Source organism: Nostoc sp. PCC 7107, from assembly GCF_000316625.1.
Lineage (GTDB): Bacteria > Cyanobacteriota > Cyanobacteriia > Cyanobacteriales > Nostocaceae > Nostoc_B.
In genome coordinates this window covers 1,715,668-1,731,832 of the sequence record NC_019676.1, presented here as the reverse complement: position 1 = coordinate 1,731,832, position 16,165 = coordinate 1,715,668, and the positions used below count along the sequence as shown (strand labels likewise).

General features: G+C 40.6%; 17 protein-coding genes. 11 read left to right on the top strand and 6 right to left on the bottom strand.

All coding sequences use genetic code 11. The features are described 5' to 3' along the window. Nucleotides 1-96 precede the first annotated feature (96 nt). Both NOS7107_RS07435 and NOS7107_RS07430 read right to left on the bottom strand, forming a co-directional pair. Nucleotides 97-1,512 (bottom strand): MlaD family protein, encoded by a 1,416-nt coding sequence (locus NOS7107_RS07435; RefSeq protein ID WP_015112366.1) that lies wholly within the window; start codon nucleotides 1,510-1,512, stop codon nucleotides 97-99. Between the two features lie 16 nt (nucleotides 1,513-1,528). Beyond that, nucleotides 1,529-2,311 carry an ABC transporter ATP-binding protein gene (locus NOS7107_RS07430; protein WP_015112365.1) on the bottom strand — a complete coding sequence of 261 codons (783 nt, stop codon included), beginning with the start codon at nucleotides 2,309-2,311 and terminating at the stop codon, nucleotides 1,529-1,531. Between the two features lie 91 nt (nucleotides 2,312-2,402). Here NOS7107_RS07430 and NOS7107_RS07425 point away from each other — a divergent pair, with 91 nt between their 5' ends. Continuing rightward, the gene (locus NOS7107_RS07425) at nucleotides 2,403-3,911 is read left to right on the top strand and encodes an NAD(P)/FAD-dependent oxidoreductase (RefSeq protein WP_015112364.1); all 1,509 of its coding nucleotides are present in this window, start codon (nucleotides 2,403-2,405) and stop codon (nucleotides 3,909-3,911) included. Between the two features lie 2 nt (nucleotides 3,912-3,913). On the opposite strand, the gene NOS7107_RS07420 is transcribed toward NOS7107_RS07425, so the two are convergent. Beyond that, nucleotides 3,914-4,549, bottom strand: coding sequence for a hypothetical protein (locus tag NOS7107_RS07420; RefSeq protein ID WP_015112363.1), 636 nt, complete (start codon nucleotides 4,547-4,549; stop codon nucleotides 3,914-3,916). Nucleotides 4,550-4,857: 308 nt separating this feature from the next. On the opposite strand from NOS7107_RS07420, the gene NOS7107_RS07415 reads away from it, so the two are divergent. After that, on the top strand, nucleotides 4,858-5,289 hold the full coding sequence (locus NOS7107_RS07415; RefSeq protein WP_015112362.1) for a hypothetical protein: 432 nt from the start codon (nucleotides 4,858-4,860) through the stop codon (nucleotides 5,287-5,289). A gap of 117 nt (nucleotides 5,290-5,406) precedes the next feature. On the opposite strand, the gene rpiA is transcribed toward NOS7107_RS07415, so the two are convergent. Continuing rightward, nucleotides 5,407-6,114 carry a ribose-5-phosphate isomerase RpiA gene (rpiA, locus tag NOS7107_RS07410; RefSeq protein ID WP_015112361.1) on the bottom strand — a complete coding sequence of 236 codons (708 nt, stop codon included), beginning with the start codon at nucleotides 6,112-6,114 and terminating at the stop codon, nucleotides 5,407-5,409. Between the two features lie 178 nt (nucleotides 6,115-6,292). Here rpiA and NOS7107_RS07405 point away from each other — a divergent pair, with 178 nt between their 5' ends. The 3 genes from NOS7107_RS07405 to NOS7107_RS07395 all read left to right on the top strand — a co-directional run bounded on the left by NOS7107_RS07405 (nucleotide 6,293) and on the right by NOS7107_RS07395 (nucleotide 9,810). Next, nucleotides 6,293-6,595 carry a glutaredoxin family protein gene (locus NOS7107_RS07405; RefSeq protein ID WP_015112360.1) on the top strand — a complete coding sequence of 101 codons (303 nt, stop codon included), beginning with the start codon at nucleotides 6,293-6,295 and terminating at the stop codon, nucleotides 6,593-6,595. A gap of 32 nt (nucleotides 6,596-6,627) precedes the next feature. Continuing rightward, nucleotides 6,628-8,133 (top strand): UDP-N-acetylmuramoyl-L-alanyl-D-glutamate--2,6-diaminopimelate ligase, encoded by a 1,506-nt coding sequence (locus NOS7107_RS07400; RefSeq protein WP_015112359.1) that lies wholly within the window; start codon nucleotides 6,628-6,630, stop codon nucleotides 8,131-8,133. Between the two features lie 261 nt (nucleotides 8,134-8,394). Then, nucleotides 8,395-9,810, top strand: a complete 1,416-nt coding sequence (locus NOS7107_RS07395; protein ID WP_015112358.1) for a DICT sensory domain-containing protein — start codon at nucleotides 8,395-8,397, stop codon at nucleotides 9,808-9,810. Between the two features lie 327 nt (nucleotides 9,811-10,137). Here the strand turns inward: NOS7107_RS07395 and NOS7107_RS07390 are convergent, their stop codons facing one another. Further along, nucleotides 10,138-11,124, bottom strand: coding sequence for a folate-binding protein YgfZ (locus NOS7107_RS07390; RefSeq protein ID WP_015112357.1), 987 nt, complete (start codon nucleotides 11,122-11,124; stop codon nucleotides 10,138-10,140). A gap of 607 nt (nucleotides 11,125-11,731) precedes the next feature. Here NOS7107_RS07390 and NOS7107_RS28955 point away from each other — a divergent pair. The 4 genes from NOS7107_RS28955 to NOS7107_RS07370 all read left to right on the top strand — a co-directional run bounded on the left by NOS7107_RS28955 (nucleotide 11,732) and on the right by NOS7107_RS07370 (nucleotide 13,974). Continuing rightward, nucleotides 11,732-11,869 carry a hypothetical protein gene (locus NOS7107_RS28955; RefSeq protein WP_015112356.1) on the top strand — a complete coding sequence of 46 codons (138 nt, stop codon included), beginning with the start codon at nucleotides 11,732-11,734 and terminating at the stop codon, nucleotides 11,867-11,869. A gap of 179 nt (nucleotides 11,870-12,048) precedes the next feature. Then, entirely contained in the window at nucleotides 12,049-12,498 is a 450-nt protein-coding gene (locus NOS7107_RS07380; protein WP_015112355.1) for a tellurite resistance TerB family protein, read from the top strand. 400 nt (nucleotides 12,499-12,898) lie between these two features. Next, entirely contained in the window at nucleotides 12,899-13,447 is a 549-nt protein-coding gene (locus NOS7107_RS07375) for an acireductone dioxygenase (protein ID WP_015112354.1), read from the top strand. Nucleotides 13,448-13,515: 68 nt separating this feature from the next. Beyond that, nucleotides 13,516-13,974, top strand: a complete 459-nt coding sequence (locus NOS7107_RS07370) for a peroxiredoxin (protein WP_015112353.1) — start codon at nucleotides 13,516-13,518, stop codon at nucleotides 13,972-13,974. A gap of 74 nt (nucleotides 13,975-14,048) precedes the next feature. On the opposite strand, the gene raiA is transcribed toward NOS7107_RS07370, so the two are convergent. After that, nucleotides 14,049-14,699, bottom strand: coding sequence for a ribosome-associated translation inhibitor RaiA (gene raiA / locus NOS7107_RS07365; protein ID WP_015112352.1), 651 nt, complete (start codon nucleotides 14,697-14,699; stop codon nucleotides 14,049-14,051). Nucleotides 14,700-15,133: 434 nt separating this feature from the next. On the opposite strand from raiA, the gene lipB reads away from it, so the two are divergent. Then, entirely contained in the window at nucleotides 15,134-15,805 is a 672-nt protein-coding gene (lipB, locus tag NOS7107_RS07360; RefSeq protein ID WP_015112351.1) for a lipoyl(octanoyl) transferase LipB, read from the top strand. A 159-nt stretch (nucleotides 15,806-15,964) separates the two neighbouring features. Beyond that, nucleotides 15,965-16,165, top strand: a complete 201-nt coding sequence (locus NOS7107_RS07355; RefSeq protein ID WP_172641457.1) for a hypothetical protein — start codon at nucleotides 15,965-15,967, stop codon at nucleotides 16,163-16,165.

The window sequence follows — 16,165 nt, the reverse complement described above, 5'->3', positions numbered from 1 at the left end:
ATTCTGAAAGAAACTTAGTATTAGTAAGTTGGTGCAATTAAAAATAAATATTGCAGATTGTCATTAGTTGAAATTCCGAATTATTACCTTAATTTATTATTTTGGTTTTTCTTGTTTACTATGTTCTCGTAGCTGCTGCAATAACTTTTCTTGAGAAGAATTCTGAATTTCCGAATTGGAAGTTTGAATTTGTTTCTCTATACCTTTGACAACAGTTGTCTGTTCAATCGCAACTGGTGTGGGAAAGACTACATTTTGTTTGGTAGCTGCTAATTTCATAGCATCTAAAGTTGCGGCAAACTGAACTTGCTGCTGCATTTGTTGTGTAGAAGAAACTAAGCCACTTAAGCCGTTGACTAATTGCAGCAGATTTTTTCTAAAAGTGGGATCACCTGTCAATTCATCTAAATCAGATGTAATTTTTTGGGTATTTTCAAAAGTGACTCTAGCTGAGTCTAAAGTTTGTTGTAGTAGTAAAGCATTTTTAGGGTCATTTAAAGTTTTTGTCGCATCGCGTAAATTAGCAGAAGCTTGGGCTGCATTAGCTGAAAGTGCTTCTAAATTTTTAATCACTTCTCCTTGAGTTAAGCGATTAAGTGATGGTGACAAATTTGTGACAGTAGTGCGTAATTGATTGCTGGTTTCGGTAATATTATTCAGAGCGCCAACTAAAGAGGAACGATTAGTAGTTACTAAATCATCTAAGTTAGTCAGCAATCGATTGGCCTTATTCGCTGTTAAGCCAAATTCCTTAGCTGTTGCACCAAATTGATTAGCAGTTACGCTTAACTGATTTGCTGTTTTAGTAGTAGATGCAGTGAGTTCATTTGTGGCGCGTTGTACAGAATTAGCTGTTGCACTGAATGTATTTAGCTGTCCTTGGAAGCCTTTCGTTAAACCTCTAGCATCTTGACTGAGGGCTGCAACACTGGTAGCTGCGGCGGCGGAACTTTCTAAAAGTCGGTTAACTCTTTGATAAAATTTTGGATCGTTATACAAAGTAGCTAATTCAGTGCTACTGCGAATCAGGTCATCAACACTAATACCAATTTGACCTTTTAAACGAGAACCATTACACACAATTAAGTTCGTATTGCAGCCTTTCTCTAAAGGTTTCGCTTTCACTTCAGTAGCAAGTGATGTTCTTGGTGTAATATCGATAATACTTTCACTAATCAAGCCAGTTTGGTTGGCATCAATGCTGACATCACTAGGAATTATTAGATCAGCTGGAGCAATTTCTACTTCTACATCGATCGCATTTGACCCTGGGCGAATATCCGAAATTTTGCCGACTTTCACGCCACGATAACGAACTGATGCACCTCTTTGCATCCCCCCAGCGTTGGCAAATTCGACAACGAACCTATACGAGCTACGTGCGGCACTAACTCCATTCAACCACAGAATAATCACCCCAAAGGAACCCAGTCCTAGCAAGAGCAATAAACCCACTGAACCTTCTCTCAGCATTCGTCTAGAAGTGAAGCGGTTTGTAATAAATTCTCGCATTTGTTCCTCCAACCACCTAACCAACAACCTGAATCGGCCCTTGCACGCTCCCACTCACAAATTGTCTAATTAATGGGTGGTCGGTGCTATCCATGTCATTAACTGTACCTTGCCACTGCACTCTACCTTGGTAGAGAAACACTAGTCTATCAGCTGTCCGGCGAATCGTACTATCTTGGTGGGTAACAATGGCATACGTACTACAAACTCCGTGCATACTTTGTAAATCACGAATCAAGTCTTCAATCACTGTCGAAGCAATGGGGTCTAGTCCGGCTGTGGGTTCATCGTAAAGTAGAACTTCTGGCCCTTCTTTGGGATTTTCGGGGTTGGACATAATCGCACGAGCAAAACTCACCCGTTTTCGCATTCCACCAGAAAGTTCTGAAGGGTAGAGATGACTGATTCCGGGTAAACCCACCATATCTAATTTTTCTTTGACTAGTGCTTGAATATGCGATCGCTGTAACTTGGAATTTTGATACAGTAAAAATCCCACGTTCTCATCCACATTCAACGAATCAAATAACGCCGCTTGCTGAAACACCATCCCAATCCCAATTGGGTCAGCACTATCTTCTATCAACCCTTCGCGCCGGACTCCTTGTACATATATTTCACCCTCATCAGGGTTAGTTAATCCTGCTATTACTCTTAAAATTGTCGATTTCCCAGTCCCGGAAGGGCCGATAATTCCCAGCGCTTCTCCTCGGTAAATTGTCAAATCTACATTATCTAAAACCTTATTGTTACCAAAGGACTTAGAAACGCCTTTCAGTTCAATTAGTGGTTCAGTCATTAGTCAAAAGGCAAAAGTTAAAAGGCAAAAGTTAAAAGTCAAAAGTCAAAACTTATTAATATTTAGACAAATGACAAAGGACATAGGACAAATGACAAACAACGATGTCATAGTTATCGGTAGCGGTATTGGCGGGTTATGTGCTGCGGCGTTGCTTGCACGGTATGGCAAGCGGGTAATTGTCTGTGAAAGCCATACAATTGCCGGTGGTGCAGCCCATAGCTTTAAACGACGAGGATTTGAATTTGATTCTGGCCCCTCTTTTTATTGTGGACTGTCAGGAACCCATAGTTTGAACCCGGTAAAACAAGTTTTGGATGTTCTAGGGGAGTCCCTTCAAGTTATACCCTATGATCCTTTAGGACACTACCATTTTCCTGAAGCTAGTATTGCAATTTACAGTAATTTTCAAAGATTGCATCAGGAGTTACAAACAATTACACCCCAAGGTGCAGCAGAGTTTCAGGATTTTGTCACCCGCTTGTTAGGTTTGTATGAGGGGATGAAAGAGATACCAGCTTTGGCTTTACGGGCTGATTGGCAGGTAATTTTTGTGTTACTGAATTATGTGCGATCGCTTGGTAAAATTTTACCGTATTTGCCTTTGGTGCAGTCTTCGGCTGGCACTGTGATGGATGCGACTGTAAAAGATCCTTGGATACGCAGACTGATCGATGTAGAATGTTTTCTGCTTTCTGGCTTAAAGGCACACGGCACAATTGCCCCAGAAGTTGCTTTTATGTTGGGTGAACGGGGGCGTGGTGTAGAGTACCCAGTTGGGGGTAGTGCCGCAATTGTCAATGCTTTGGTGCATGGTTTAGAACGTTGGGGTGGTAAGTTACGCTTAGGCTGTCACGTTGAGCAAATTCTCGTGGAATCTGGCAAAGCTGTAGGTGTGCGGTTAAAAAATGGGGAAATTCTGTCAGCGCAGATTGTTATTTCCAACGCCACAATTTGGGATACTTACAATCAACTATTGCGTCCTGAAGATTTACCAGCAACTTATCGTCAAACAGCACTGCATACACCCGCAGTTGATAGTTTCATCCATTTACATTTGGGTATTCGTGGCGAGGGACTAGAAAATTTAACAGGACATCATGTCGTAGTTCACGACTCCAACCAAGATATCACCACCTCTGGTAATACTTGCATGATTTCTATTCCTAGTGTGTGGGATGCAACTCTCGCGCCAGAGGGACATCATGTAGTTCATGCTTACACTCTAGAACCCTTTGCTGGCTGGGAACGAAATGATAGTTATGAAGCCAAGAAACAAGAGAAAGCCCAAACTTTATATCGCGCCTTAGAGCGAATTATCCCAGATATTCGAGAACGTGTAGTGTTGGAACTGATCGGGACACCGTTAACTCATAGCCATTATTTACGAAGATATCAGGGAACCTATGGCCCGGCTATTACTGCGGGTAAAGGGATGTTTCCCAGTACACACACACCCATTTCCGGTTTATATCGTGTCGGTGATAGCACTATGCCTGGAATTGGTGTACCAGCAGTTGCCGCTTCTGGTATTTTATGTGCAAATAGTTTGGTGGAGCGATCGCAAACAACAGAGTTATTAAAAAATTTACAGATGTGACTTTATAACTGACAAATTGCTTTGAGAACTTGTAATAATTCCATTGCCCGCATCGATTCCATAAAATTTAACAACGGCAGTAGTTGATATACTGGCGGGTTTCCTTGTTCTATATAAACAAACTGATAACTTCTACCGTTAGTAGTTAAACCCCAAGCTGATTTTTGATTATCTAAACCTTTATAAGCATAAATTAGTAATTGAGGTAATCCAGTAAATATATCAACTTGACTATTTTTAGATTCAATTAATAGCAGCCAGAAATATGCTTGAGGTTTTGTATATCTAGCTTTACTAACAGCTAAAATATCAAATCTGCCTTTAATTATCGTGTCTTCATCTTCTATTTCAATATCAGCAACATTCTCTTCTAAAACAATCTCTATGGGATAGCGATAAAAGCCAGCTAACCTCAGTAAAGGCGCAACTGCAAGAAACTTGACCTGCCCTTCGGAAACTTTCCCTGTATTTAGATATCTATCAAAATCATTTTGTATCTGCTTTAGTTCTTGCTGCTCTTCTTGGCTCAGAGGTTCTAAAGATAATAGGTTAGAAAATGAATCATTGTACTGTTTTTGAAAGCCGAACAGACGATGAACTTCTTCTAAAGATAAATTACGTGCATTGAGTAATGTCATTGATTTATGTTTAATTTTGCCAGTAATTATCTAATTATATAATTTGCCAAAACCTAAATCGCTCATTACTCACTGCGTCTCTGGGTGAAAATTTCTTCAAAACAGCGATCGCAATAATACTACTGATGAGTATGTGTGTTTTAGTACATAACTTGATTAAACATGAAATAATCCACAAGCATCAAAGTCTGTCAACATACATAAGTAAGGTCACGAAAACTCTCTGGCTCTGTTACCATTTCTTATAATTTCCCTTTAACTTGGGAAAATAGAGAACAGCGATCGCCTTAACATTATGGAGGAGTGAAATGGGACTGAGCGACAAACTTTTAAACTCAGACAAAAGAGCAATGGTTGTTGATGACTGTTGCAAACTGTTAGAAACACAACTCACTTCTAAGTCAGGAATTAGCGGTATTGGACTCAAAGCTGCTTATGCAGCGTTGAAAGGAGTTAAGCCAGGATATATCGCCTACGCCGTTGAGCAACTTTTACCAGACTGCTTTACAGCCCTTGATCCGATGTGGAATGAAGGCGTACAAAATGGTGATCCAGTAGCGCACCTTGCTACAAATAAATCTCGCACAGCAGACGCACTATTGAGTATTACTGATGCCAGAGCGAAGAAGGTGTCACGGCCAATTGTGCGGGGAACTTATGAAAAACTTAGAGGTTCAGTTAAACCCTATATAGAAGAGGCTGTACCCGATTTTGCTAAGGTAATTAATAAGTACGCTTAATTCGAGTGCTGAGTGCTGAGTAAAGCATCGACTATTAAAAAATAGGGAAGGATGGGGTGTAAAAGCATCAACTATAAAAACTCTTACACCCCTACATCCTGAAACCCTTACACCCTTTTACAACTGCCTGACTACTGGCTGACCGTCTACTACTTCGCCAACTAAAACGACATCTGCACAGTTGACGAAGATACCGTTTTCTAACACACCAGGAATGTTATTGAGGATTTTTTCTAAATTCACTGGGTCGTCAATGGAGTCAAATTTGACATCAAGGACAAAGTTACCTTGATCGGTGATGACTGGCCCGGCTTTTTTGATACCCATACGTAGTTCTGGTTTACCGCCAAGTTGCTTAATGGCATTGGTAACAGGAGTAATTGCCATTGGGATAACTTCTACGGGGACTGCAAACACAGAACCTAAGCGGTCAACTAACTTACCACTGTCTACCACAACAATAAATTGACTGGCTAAGTAATCTACCACTTTTTCACGGGTATGTGCGGCACCGCCACCTTTAATCAAATTCTTTTGGGGGTCAACTTCATCTGCACCATCAATGGCGATATCGATGTGGTCAACAGCATCCAACGTGGTGAGAGGTACACCATATTCCTTGGCTAATACTTCTGATTGAAAAGAAGTAGGAATACCGACAATATCTTTGAGTTCACCCGATTTGAGGCGATCGCCTAAATACTGAATTGTATAAGCTGTTGTTGAACCCGTACCTAAACCGACAATTGAACCTGATTTTACTAGTAGGGCGGCAGCTTTACCAACCTCTTGCTTCATTAACTTTACAGGATCTGTTGCGGTCATTCCCAAAACTCCACAAAAACTGACTATAGTCCATCTTAGAAGGCAGATGACCCCCATTCAGCTTTTTTCTAGTGCTGAGTTGAAGGTACTGAGTGCTGAGTTAGGATTATTAAGAATTTCAGACTAGCCTGCGGCAAGCCGCTAAAAGCGTCTACATACTTCACACTTCATAATTTTTATGCGCTTGATTTTATACAGTAAACCTGGTTGTCATTTGTGCGAGGGCTTACAGGAAAAATTAGAACAAATTTTAGCAACGCAAAATCTGGCTGTAGAGTTAGAGATTCGTGACATTACAACTCATGAAGATTGGTTACTGGCTTATCAATATGAAGTCCCAGTGCTGGTTTTAGCCAATCTCCCCGGTGCAGAAGCTTTTGAACAACCTTTACCACGCCCTTCTCCCCGTGCAAATGTCCAGCAAATTCAGCAAATGTTGTGTAAGTATTTATCCAATATCAAAAAAAATGATGCAGAATAAGCCCAAGATAAGCGTGTGGCGAGGTTCACAAGATGAAATTGCGGGAATTACTAGCAGTAGTAGGAAATGTGGCACAATTGCCGAACAATCCTGATTTAGCAGATGCGGAAGTTAAGGGGTTAAAAACTAACTCCCATGCTTGCGGTGAGGGAGATTTATTTATTGGAATGCCAGGAACGCGGGTAGACGGTGGCGAATTTTGGCCAAGTGCGATCGCTTCTGGTGCAGTAGCGGCGATCGTTTCTGCCGAAGCTGCCGAAAAAAATCCTCCCACGCCGGAGGCTGTAGTGATTAGTGCTAGTGATATGAATCAAGCTTGCGCGCAAATAGCAGCGGCTTTTTACGATTATCCCGGACAAAAACTCAAATTAGTGGGTGTGACCGGCACTAACGGTAAAACTACCACTACTCACCTGATTGAATTTCTCCTGAATAAAGCTCATCTCGCTACGGCTTTGATGGGGACTTTATACACTCGCTGGCCGGGTTTTGTGCAGACTGCTATTCACACTACGCCTTTTGCGGTGGAACTACAACAGCAGTTAGCAGCCGCCGTCAATGCTGGTTGTGAGTTTGGCACAATGGAAGTCAGTTCTCACGCATTAGCGCAAGGCCGAGTTTTGGGTTGTCCGTTTGAGGTGGGAGTATTTACCAATCTCACCCAAGACCATCTGGACTATCACAGCGATATGGAGGATTATTTCGCAGCGAAGGCGTTGTTATTTAGCCCCGAATATCTCAAAGGAAAGGCAGTAATCAACGCTGATGACTCCTACGGTAAACAATTAATCGCCCGATTACCATCAGAACAAGTTTGGAGTTACAGTGTCAGCGATCGCCATGCTGATTTGTGGATGAGCGATTTAAATTATCAGCCCAATGGTGTGAGCGGTGTTTTACATACACCCAAGGGTGAAGTAGCTTTTCGCTCACCATTGGTTGGTCAATATAATTTAGAAAATGTTTTGGCTGCGGTGGGTGCAGTTCTCCACTTAGGACTAGATTTAGAGTTAATCGCCGCTGCAATTAGTGATTTTCCTGGTGTTCCCGGCCGGATGGAACGAGTGCAAATTGAGCCAAACCAAGAAATCAGCGTGATTGTGGATTATGCCCATACCCCCGATAGCTTAGAAAACTTACTCAAAGCTGCACGGCCGTTTATTCCCGGTAAAATGATTTGCGTGTTTGGTTGTGGTGGCGATCGCGATCGCACTAAACGGCCAAAAATGGGTAAAATCGCCGCAGAGTTAGCAGACGTGGCTGTTATCACTTCCGACAATCCCCGCACAGAAGACCCAGAAAAAATTCTGCAAGATGTTTTAGCTGGAATCCCCGACACCGTGCAACCGACTGTAATTTGCGATCGGGCGACAGCTATTCGTACCGCAATTTTACAAGCTCTACCCGGCGATGGAGTATTGTTAGCGGGTAAAGGTCATGAAGACTATCAAATTCTCGGTACAGAAAAAATCCACTTTGATGACCGAGAACACGCACGGGAGGCTTTATTGTCCAGACAAGGAAAACCTGAAGTGTGAAGTATGAAGTATGAAGTATGAAATTGTGAATCAGGTTTCTCGGCTCGTCCAAAACCATAATGTTAGAATCATCAACAAAATTGCCAGGATTTCACCGTCTAATTCACATTAGCTATGGTTTCATCCTTCATACTTCATACTTTCTTCCTCTTTTATGCCCGTTTATAACTTAATGTATTTTACGTAGTCTTTTTGTAAAAATCACATACATGAAATTGACAATCAATGACATAATTATTTCTCCCTTGTTGTGCTTGACTCATGAATGATTCTCTGCGTAAGGAGTTATCCGTATATCAGTTGGCTTTGGGAGTGGAAACACCACCTCAACCATTGCCAAGCAATCCTGCGAGTATGTTATCGCTGTTGCGGTCGCAAATCGATTTATTGATTGAACAGCAAATTCCCGCAACTTTTTGGGTTAAGTTACCACCAGGAAAAATTTGGCACGCAGAATTAAAACGTTATCAATCTGCGATGAATGGAACTGGAGTTATTAATATTTGTCGAATAGAGAAAATAAATGCTGAGGAAGAAGAAAAAGTTACAGATGAAACTATCCCAACTCAGCCAAATTGTGTACAACTATTATCAAACTATCAATTACGGCGAGAATACTTTTTCATAGTATCCTCGCCGCAATTTTGTAGTTTAATTGTGGCGCGGCGACCACGAAAAAGAAATCAAAATCGCCACTCTAATAAAAGCAAGTCCAGTAAAATTCCGTCATTACTAGCGGTAATGACAATGGAAGGGAGAATAATTCAGCAAGTTTTAGATAGTCTAAAACAGGTGGCTGCACCGGAATCATCTGAAGTTTTTCCGGCTGAGTTGATTTACCCAAGTACAACCGAACCAGCACTCATCAGTCAACTATTGGCGAAACAACTCCAACGCCAAAATTCCATTCAACGTCAAATTACTAATAAACGTATTGCAAAATTACAAGTCCAAAATCAAAAGCTGCAAAATAAAGAGCAACTCAAAGATGATTATTTAAGCAGTGTGTGTCAGGAACTGCGGACACCTTTAACACACATGAAAACAGCATTGTCGCTGTTAAATTCCCCCACACTTAAACCGCCCCAGCGACAACGATATTTACAAATGCTGAATACTCAGTGCGATCGCCAGAGTATCCTCATCACAGGTCTATTAGATCTTGTCAATCTAGAACATAATTTAGAAGCCACAAGCCTAGAATTAGTCCGTCTAGCGGATATCGTCCCCGGAGTAGTTAGCACCTACCAGCCTGTAGCTCAAGAAAAAGGTATTATGCTGGCCTACACTGTACCTACAGAACTACCAGACGTTTGGTGTGTCACAGGTGGACTGAAACAGATAGTAATTAATGTGCTACATAACAGCATTAAATTTACCCCTAAAGGTGGGCAAGTGTGGGTGCGATCGCGTGTTCAAGGAGATTACGTACAGTTAGAATTTCGTGATACAGGTATTGGCATTGCGGAAACCGAAATTGGCAAAATCTTTGACTGCTTTTATCGGGTGCGTTCAGGAACCACTGAGGACTTGAGTGGTGCTGGATTAGGCTTAACTATTGTTAAACGGTTATTGTGGCGCTGTGGAGGTTCTATTTCTGTGAGAAGTAAACTAGATGAAGGATCTACTTTTACAGTCCAGTTAGTCACTACTCGCAACAAAATTCCGTTTAAATAATTCCCATGACTAAAGCAAAGTCTACTCATACTTACGTCGGGGAAGAATATTTCCGGAAATTCAGTGGACGGAAGAACAAAAAGCTCAATGGAATGCTAAACGAGAAACATTCAAACAACGTTCCCAAGTTATTTTTTAGCAGGTACAACCAGAATTAATTAGAACCTATGACAACTGGTATATGGCAGTTGAGGCAGAAAGTGAAGAATGATTTTTTATCCTTGGGTCACAGTCCCCCACTTCTATAAAGTGGTAGGTTTCAGTCGAGGTCAAATAAGAGACTGATAACTGATAACTGATAACTGTTCACTGATTAAAATAGTTTAGTTACTGTGGATACTCATGAGAGATAAATGGGATGTCCACAATTTCACCATCAACTTCGCCGACTTTTACCTTTAAACCAACACCGCCAGCTTTGGTGCGGATGTAACCAAGTCCAAAGTAACCTTCACTGGTTTCGGTATAACTGGTAAGTTTACCGATTTTTTCTTCTCCAAGGGCGATCGCACTACCAACTTCCACCGGGGCGCTGAGGCGAATTCCCCAAAGGTTTTGTTTGACTCCTTTATAGGTATTTAACCGTGCAATGGTTTCTTGTCCTATGTAACAACCTTTATTTAAAGAAATAGTCTGCCATAAACCCACTTCTAGGGGATTGTAATCGTCTGTTAGTTCGGCATCGGGGGTTGGTCTTCCTTGAATAATGCGTAACGTATCCCAGGCGCGATCGCTTAATTCTACAGCCCCAAATGTTAAAATTTGCTGCCACACTTTTTGTTTCTCAGTAGCTGGCAGAATTAGGGTATATCCAGGCGAAGCCAAGCCACTACCCACAGCCACAATCACACCACCATCAACTAACAAATGATTGCTGTCTGGTTGACCAATAATTGCCCTAGCACCTAATTTTTCTATAATGGCATCACTATTTGGGCCAATCAGGCTAAAGGTTGCAGTTTCTTCTGTGACATCGGTTAATTGCACCTTATCAGCAAAAAAGATGTAGCGATCTAGCCATTGCATTAAAAACTCTCGGCGATGGGGCGAGACTAGCAGCAGTACTGCATCATCAAGAATGTATGCACTCACTAAATCAATTGTGCGGGCAGTGGGTGTGACCATCACAGTATCACAGCCTTGTCCTGGTTTTAGGCTTTGAAAATCATTAGTAGTTTGATTGTGTAAAAAGCGGATGCGGTCGTCATCTGCAACGCGGATGCGTCCCCAAAAAGAGCGATCGCACACAGCCACTCCTTCTCTTGCGGCTTGGATAGCTGCTGCGTCTTTACCGTCAATTGTTGATGTTGGCATGGTAGTGAAAAGTTGCTCTGTTTCAATGTTTACGCACTGGAAATCTTAGCAAATCCAGGTTTATCGCTTCAATGACAGCCGTTGATCTCAATTTTGTTTACAATTCTTTACAAAAATTGGTTCAGAATTACGACTAGTAGTCTAATCATCTTTTGTATTCCTAGTAGTAATGAACTAATCAAAAAATTTATTGAAAAAACAGTTAAAGGTTAAAAATAAATTTACCACAACTTTTCTCATCAGTATGTAATTGACAATATTATGTATTTTTAACGGCTATATTGCTGTTAAAAGAGGGATTTTATGCTTATTTAGCAACTGAAAGTTATACAAAAATAAACGTTATATGTTATTTAGCTTACTGATTGAATAGCTAATTTTGCGGTTATTTAGACAGCATAATTTTCTACAATAAAAATTTTCCGTATTTTTATTTACCAAATTCTGCTGGAATTTACAGAATCTTCAGAAAGAAAAATTTAGAAAACTCTGACTTAGTAGCTAAAGTTTTGTTAAGATGCAATTGCTAGGAATTTTTCAACGGGAATCATAGTCAGCGTGTTGAAAAATAATTACCACTAGCCACACAGAGTTCAAAGGTGACGCAATGACCACCTATATTTTCTTTGATGAAGCCCTTCGGATGCTTACTAACGCCTATTTGCTATCAGCAGTCCTGCTAATCGCAGCTTCTGGTATAGGATTGGCAGTGATAGAAACAATTGAAAAAACAGGAGAACGCTAACTTTTGACCTTGAAGGTTGACTACTTGCCAAAAACCGCCAAGTGCAAGTAAATGTTCGACATAAAGAAATCCTGGGAACACTAGATTTTGAAAGTCTCACAGCGTTGCAGAACTACCTGCAAGTTCAGAACCTACAGGTAACTGTACGCTACTGAGACCCAAATCCAGGAGCAAAAACCATGAATTTATTAGACACAATTTTGGGGAGAGAAAACCAAGCCCCAGAAAAATTGACATCGGCTGAAGCTTTTGCTGCTATTGCTTTGGTCGCAGTTACTTCAGATGATTTGCTTTCAGAGCAACAAGTGCGTAATATATCTTCTGTGTTGTCACGACTCAAGCTTTTTAGCAGTTATTCCGAAGATTTCATTGAGAATTTGTTAGAAAAAAACCTCAACATTCTTCGTCATGATGGTTTTAATGCTTTATTTAATGCAGCTAAAGAATCTTTATCACCAGAACTCAGAGAAGTCGCTTTCGCTGTCGCTGCTGATTTGGTAATGACTGAAAGTATAGTCACAGAAGAAGAAAAAAATTTTTTAACCGATTTATATCAGTCTTTAGATATTCCTCGTGATAGTGCTATTAAAATCTTGCAAGTTTTAATGGTAAAAAATCAGAGCTTATGAGTTTAACGTAGTCTGACTCATTTAAGTATATTCTGTGATTTTCTCTAACTTGACTTACTTCAAGACGATTTGGCTGCTTAAAATTAATCCCTAAACTGTAGTAGTTATGTTAGTCAGAATAACTTGCCACAATGGTTATTCTATCGCAGAAAGCAAGAAATCGTAGATACGCTAAATCAATTACTATATCTGATATTGGCATTTTCAAAATGTCGTCATCCATAATTTGTGTTGGTTAGTTTGATTTAAAATCTAGAATAGTTCGATTTTAGTGTATGTTTATATACAATTCTATATTTATATAAGATATACAAATACTACAATATGTCGATAGGTAATTGCGGTTTATTTGGCTAAATTTGAGTATAATTTTTTAACAGTTAATTATAAATTTTTTGTCATGGCGATCCTATTACTAGAAAATGGTATAGTCGAAAGCGATTTAAGTGAGATAGTGCGTGAACTTGCGCCTGTTGGTGTGTATCTCAAGCATTATGAACCAGGAACATCGCTGCTATTCGCCAATCTTCTAGAACAGGATGTTTTAAATGCTTTCGAGAAAGACTACATTGTGGACTTGCATAACAGTGTCTTTGAATTTCTCCAACAAGAAAATGGTTCACTCTGGTGTGATTTGCTGAATGTGCATCCAGGTGTGCCTAATCTGAAGATGCTGCTGGATACATATAGTCGTTACCATACACATACTGCGGCTGAACCCTTGTATGTCTTAGCTGGAGAGATGATTTTTGGCTTTGTCAGACCAGATGGTAGCCAAATACAGCTTTTAGTTCAATCTCAAGACTACATTTCTATCCCCGCTGGTGTGGAGCATTGGTGTAGTCTGACAGCAGCGTTAAAATTTAAAGCTGTGCGCTACTTTCCCTCAGCGGAGGGTTGGGTTCCCAATTACACAGGTACTCAATTGAGCGATTCTCTGAACAAGTAGCAATGCTGACGAAAACGGCATAATATCATTCATAGTTAAAAATATGCGATCGCAATTTTGCAATACCTATGGCCGTTAAAGTTGGAGATATTGCTCCTGATTTCACCTTACCTGCTCAAAATGGTGCAGCAGTCAGCTTAAAAGACTACCGTGGTCAAAAAGCTGTTGTACTTTACTTTTATCCTAAAGATGATACACCTGGATGCACAGCCGAATCTTGTGCTTTCCGTGACCAGTATGAAGTGTTTAAAGATGCTGGCGCTGAAGTGATTGGTGTCAGTGGTGATTCCAGCGAATCTCACCAACGATTTGCTGCGAAATATAATTTACCGTTCGTTCTTTTGAGTGACAAAGGCGACCAAGTGCGTAAGCAGTATGGTGCAACTGCGGCTTTTGGTTTGTTTCCTGGTCGCGTGACTTATGTTATCGACCAACAGGGATTAGTGCAGTATGTCTTTGATTCGATGTTGAACTTTCAAGGACACGTTACAGAGGCGCTGAAAACTTTGCAAACTCTCAGTAAGTGAGTGCTGAGTGCTGAGTGCTGAGTACTAAGTAAGAAAAAAATACTCAGAACTCAGCACTTTCAACTCAGCACTCTTTATTTAGCTGAGTGTGATTTCTCCTGCATAATGATGTTGTTGTGGGCGACCTTACCGTTTTTGCCGTTGGTATGGCCGTTATTATTCCGCGGTTGAATTACGCCGTAACCACCATGATTGCGTTCGTAAATCACATTAATTTCTCCAGTTTCGGCATTGCGGAACATATAAAAGTCGTGTCCCACTAATTGTAATTGTTCTAATGCTTCTGCCAAAGTCATTGGTGGCATGGAAAAATATTTTGTCCTGACGACTTCGCTAGGTAATTCGGGAGTGCGATCGCCAATTAAATCTGGTACAACTGGTTCTGGTACAACTACTTCGGTTGTAGATTGAGCATGAGTTTTCTTATCTTGCCGCCTTTCTTTATATTTGCGTAATTGACGTGCTATTTTATCTGCGACTAAATCAATGCTGGCGTATAAGTTTTCGCTGCTTTCCTCGGCACGGATGACACTACCATTTGCATAGATAGTGACTTCAGCTGCTTGTTTCGGGTTAATTCGGGGATTGCGGGCTACGCTTAGGTGGACATCCACTTCATTTGTAATGTTCTGAAAGTGACTAACCGCTTTTTCTATCTTTTGATGCACGTAATCCCTAATTGCTTCGGTGATTTCAATATTTTTGCCGTGGATGACAAGCTTCATGTAAAATCTCCCGCTCTATATGTGATGTGTGATGTGAGTTTGTTTTGTGAGAAAGGAAGTTGCGGTAAGGTCTATGACTGTCGCCAAAACAAGTTTTGTTGTAGTTTGATGTACTGTTGAGTTTGCTCTAAATTTACTGCTTTCAATTTTCACGCGTTCCCTTGATTTATATCCTCAGTGGATATCTGCGCTTGTATCTTAATTCTTAGAGTCATCAGCCAGTTCATTCTTTTCTCTTGTTTTGGCGTGATGCTTATTGCAGAGAATTCCTCCTAAGACCGTTGCGGTTATTTATATATTCAAACTAGCACTTTGTATTTTCTGTAGCAGGTTCCCTTGATGTTCCTTTAAAATCCTTTGCATAGCTTGACAATTATTTTGTGCAACTATCTAACTTGCAATATATTTCATTATTCTTTCAGTTGATTTTTGGCATGATCCGTAGTAATAGACCACTCCTCAACCGCTGTTTGTTATATAACAAAAAATTGATATCTTATACAGATGCACACGCATGGCAGCGATCGCTTGTTTCTGAGCGTGTTCAAGACCCTAGCCTTGATGATGTGCTAATCTTGCTAGAACATCCTGCTGTCTATACTTTGGGACAAGGAGCAACACCAGAATTTCTCAAGTTCGACATGGAACACAGTAATTTTGAAGTTCACAGAGTTGAGCGCGGCGGCGAAGTGACTTATCATTGTCCTGGTCAACTGGTGGGGTATCCAATTTTAAATCTGCAACGTCATTGTAAAGATTTGCATTGGTACTTGCGTCAACTGGAAGAAGTGATTATTCGGGTGTTGGCAATTTATGGTTTGACTGGCGATCGCCTGACTGGTTTCACTGGTGTATGGTTAGAACATCGCAAAGTTGCAGCGATCGGCATTAAAGTTAGCCGTTGGATTACCATGCACGGTTTTGCATTAAACGTTTGTCCTGATATGACAGGCTTTCAATATATTGTCCCCTGCGGTATCGCAGATAAACCAGTGGCTAGTTTAGCCGAATGGATTCCTGATATTACCTGCGAAGAGGTGCGTCCTCATGTTGTGCAATGTTTTGCAGATGTGTTTGATGTTGATGTCGTAGAATCCACTGAGTAATTGCAATTTAACAATTTTGTTCTGGTGAGAGTTGATTTAGTTTGAAATACTACTTAGTATCCATCAATGTAACTTTGTTCTATATCTAAGCAAGTTAAAATATGGTGGTTGACCAACAAGGCGACAAATTTGTTACAGAACCCAACTCAAATCTTGCGTGTGAACTCTCTAATCAATCTACAAATGTATGCACCTGTGTTAAATTCCCTTAGACAACGCGACTGGAAAGCGTTGATAGAACTTTTTGACAGAGAAGATAGCGACGAAATTGAAGCGGACATCAACAACAATTTGCACTTGAGGACTCCTGAACCTTGTTGGGAAGATGATCCGTTTGATTTCTTGCGGGAATATCTTTAA